The organism is Terrabacter sp. P5_B1, assembly GCF_056400505.1.
Genome location: NZ_JBFULD010000436.1, coordinates 1 through 2829, shown reverse-complemented (window position 1 = coordinate 2829; position 2829 = coordinate 1). Strand labels below are relative to the sequence as shown.

General features: G+C 72.0%; 4 protein-coding genes. 1 reads left to right on the top strand and 3 read right to left on the bottom strand.

What is annotated here, in order from left to right; translation table 11 throughout:
* The 3 genes from AC1DP0_RS20510 to AC1DP0_RS20500 all read right to left on the bottom strand — a co-directional run.
* Positions 1 to 442: hypothetical protein (locus AC1DP0_RS20510; RefSeq protein ID WP_478088167.1), on the bottom strand; the 442-nt coding region annotated here is incomplete at its 3' end.
* A gap of 8 nt (positions 443 to 450) precedes the next feature.
* Positions 451 to 867 carry a hypothetical protein gene (locus tag AC1DP0_RS20505; protein WP_478088165.1) on the bottom strand — a complete coding sequence of 139 codons (417 nt, stop codon included), beginning with the start codon at positions 865 to 867 and terminating at the stop codon, positions 451 to 453.
* On the bottom strand, positions 867 to 2114 hold the full coding sequence (locus tag AC1DP0_RS20500) for an NHL repeat-containing protein (RefSeq protein WP_478088163.1): 1248 nt from the start codon (positions 2112 to 2114) through the stop codon (positions 867 to 869). The genes AC1DP0_RS20505 and AC1DP0_RS20500 overlap by 1 nt, the downstream gene beginning before the upstream one ends.
* A gap of 124 nt (positions 2115 to 2238) precedes the next feature.
* On the opposite strand from AC1DP0_RS20500, the gene AC1DP0_RS20495 reads away from it, so the two are divergent.
* A partial coding sequence (locus AC1DP0_RS20495; protein WP_478088161.1) for a UbiA family prenyltransferase occupies positions 2239 to 2829 on the top strand: 591 nt, incomplete at its 3' end.

Genomic DNA, 2829 nt, shown 5'->3' with positions numbered 1-2829 from the left:
CTCGGGAGGCGAGCGGCATACGCACGTTGCCCGAGTTGCTGACGACCAGGGTCACGTCCTGGGCCCCCGGCTCGGCGCGGACTCGGCCGGGGCTCAGCTCGAGCGAGAGGTGCTCCACGACGGTGACGACGACGGGGCGGCGCACCCCGCCGAGCTCCATCTCGGCCTCCCGCCGACCCGGCGGGGTCGACGCGGCGAGRGGCACGGTGACGGGAACCGACGCCGTGGCGCCGGTCGCGATGATCGCCGTCGCCGACCCCGTCACCGAGAGTTCGTCGAGGTGCAGCGTGGCTTGGCGGACGACGAGCCGGGCGCCCGAGGTGTTCTCGACGGTCACGGTGGTGGTGAGCCGGCCCGGCGGACCGCTGAGCACGATGGCGTCCTCGGACTCGGACGGCCGGGCCCGCTTGCTCGTCGAGGTCCTGCGTCGTGGCGTCGGCATCGGAGGCCTCAGAGCTCGATGACGACGGGGTCGGTGCGGGCCGGTCGCACCTGGGTCGACGTGCTGCCGCGCACGGTGACGGCGAAGAGCTCGAGCCCGAGGACCGACCAGCTCCACTGCTGCTCGTAGGGGGTGCAGACCTCGGTCGGCGGGGGCGGGCCCAGCTCGAGCCGCACGCACGAGTCGAGCGCCACGGGCCGGAGGTCGATGACCGAGGCCGAGTCGACCTTCGACGTCGTCGTCACCGGGGCGAGGGCGACCTTCGAGTCGGTGTTGACCGTGTTCTCACCCGCCAGCGTCGTCGTCGTGCCCCCGGCCAGGGTGAGGTTCATGGCGTCGAGCCCGGCCAGGGTGCTGGTCACGTCTGCCGTCACGTCGCTGTTGACCGCGCCGCTGAGGTTCGTGTTGATGCTGTAGTCGGCCATCAGTGCTCTCCAGACGACGGGTCGGGCTCGGGTTCGGGGCTGACGAGGTAGGAGTGGTGGAAGCCGAGGCGTGGGTCGGCCCAGTCCGAGAGGCTCCCGTCCATCTCGCCGAGCTCGGGCATGACGACGCGGTCGCGGACGGTGAGCGACGGGTAGTCGTAGACGGTGATGTGGTTCTGCCCGCGGTTGGCCGTGAAGAGCAGGGTCTGGTCGGCCGACAGCTGGCAGGCGTAGATCCCGTCGATGAGCGACCCGCGGCTGACCCGGAACGACTCGGCGAAGAGGTTCGCGTTGCTCAGCACGTTGGCGCGCATGAGGCTCTCGCCGACCGTCGTCAGCGACTGCCGCGGGTAGGCCCACGACTCGAGGCTGCCCGGGTGCTCGTCGACGATCCGGTGCCGGGTCATCGTCTCGAGGTCGACGAGGACGACGGTGTGGCTGCCGCCCGTGCAGAAGATGAGCTCGGTGTCAGAGATCGTCACGTCGGAGTTGACGTGGGCCGGCACGTCGCGGTCGGCGACCCAGTGGCGCAGCACCTGGCCCTGCTCGGCGTCGATCTCGAAGGCGTACTGCCGCAGCCACGCCATGCCCCAGTGCTCGTAGTCGGTCCGGTCGGCCGGGTGCACCCGGAAGGAGATCGCGTAGAAGACGTCGAGCACCGGGTGGCACACGACGTGCCAGCAGGTCGTCGGCAGCAGCACGGTGCGGACCTGCCCCGACACCGTGTCGAGGATGCCGACCTCGCGGGCCTCACCGCGCACGGGGTGGTCCATGCCGCCGTAGACGATGTAGCGCCCCGACGCGGTCTGCTTCATCGCGTGCGGCACCTTGAGCCCGTGCGGGGCGACGACCTCCGCCTTGGTGAGGCGGTTGACGTCGAACCGCCACAGGTGCTCGCCGATGGCCGTGACGAACTGCGTGTCGTCGAGCCAGACGAGGTGCGTGCTGCCCTTGATCGTCGTGTCGGGCACCTCGAAGCGCAGCGTCGAGACGCGGTCGACCTCCTCGAGGGTGGCCAGGTCGTAGAAGAGGAGGTGCTGTCCGGTGTTGCCGAGGAAGCCGACGCGCCGGCTCGGGTCGACGCTCGGGGCGTGGCCGCCCGAGGCCCCGGTGAAGTAGCTGACCTTGTAGGAGTGGTCGCCGGTCCCGGGGTCGTAGCGGAAGAGGCACACGCCGGCCCGGCCCTCGAGTCCGTTCAGACCGTTCCCGTCGAGGGCGACGTGGAACGCGTAGGGGTACTCACGCATCGGCAGCCCCGACCGCATCGTCTCCGCGAATCCGGCGCAGGCCCCTCACACCGGCCCTTTCAGGCTAGCCCCGGGCTGGCCGGCCTCGCAGGAAAGCGCGATTCGCCGCCGTAGGCTCAGGCGCGTGCCGACGAGCCGAGGTGCGACGATCCGGGGGCTGGCGCTCGCCTGCCATCCCGGGCCCACCCTCGCGGTCACGGTGCTCACCGCCCTGCTCGCCCGCTCCGCCGGCCACACCCTCGGGCGCGGCCTGCTCGTGACGTCCGCCGTCCTCGCCGGGCAGCTGTCGATCGGGTGGAGCAACGACCTCATCGACGCCGCCCGCGACCGGGCGGTCGGCCGCACCGACAAGCCGATCGCGGCCGGGGACCTGTCCGAGCGCGTCGTCCGCGCCGCCACGGCGGTCGCCCTCGCGGCCTGCGTCGCGCTGTCCCTCGCGTGCGGCTGGGCGTCCGGGCTCGTCCACCTCCTCCTCGGGGTGACGTCCGGGTGGGTGCACAACCTCTGGACCAAACGGACGCTGCTCTCCCCGCTGCCGTATGCCGTCGCCTTCGGATCGCTGCCGGCCGTCGTCACCCTCGCGCTGCCCGTCCCGGTGTGGCCGGCCGCGTGGGTGATGGTGACGGGCGCGCTCCTCGGTGTCGGCGCGCACCTGCTCAACGCGCTGCCCGACCTGGCCGACGACGAGGCCACGGGGGTCCGCGGCCTGCCGCAG

Coding starts and splice junctions, on each gene's coding strand:
- AC1DP0_RS20505 (WP_478088165.1), bottom strand. CDS start 867: ATGGCCGACTACAGCATCAACACGAACCTCAGCGGCGCGGTCAACAGC.
- AC1DP0_RS20500 (WP_478088163.1), bottom strand. CDS start 2,114: ATGCGTGAGTACCCCTACGCGTTCCACGTCGCCCTCGACGGGAACGGT.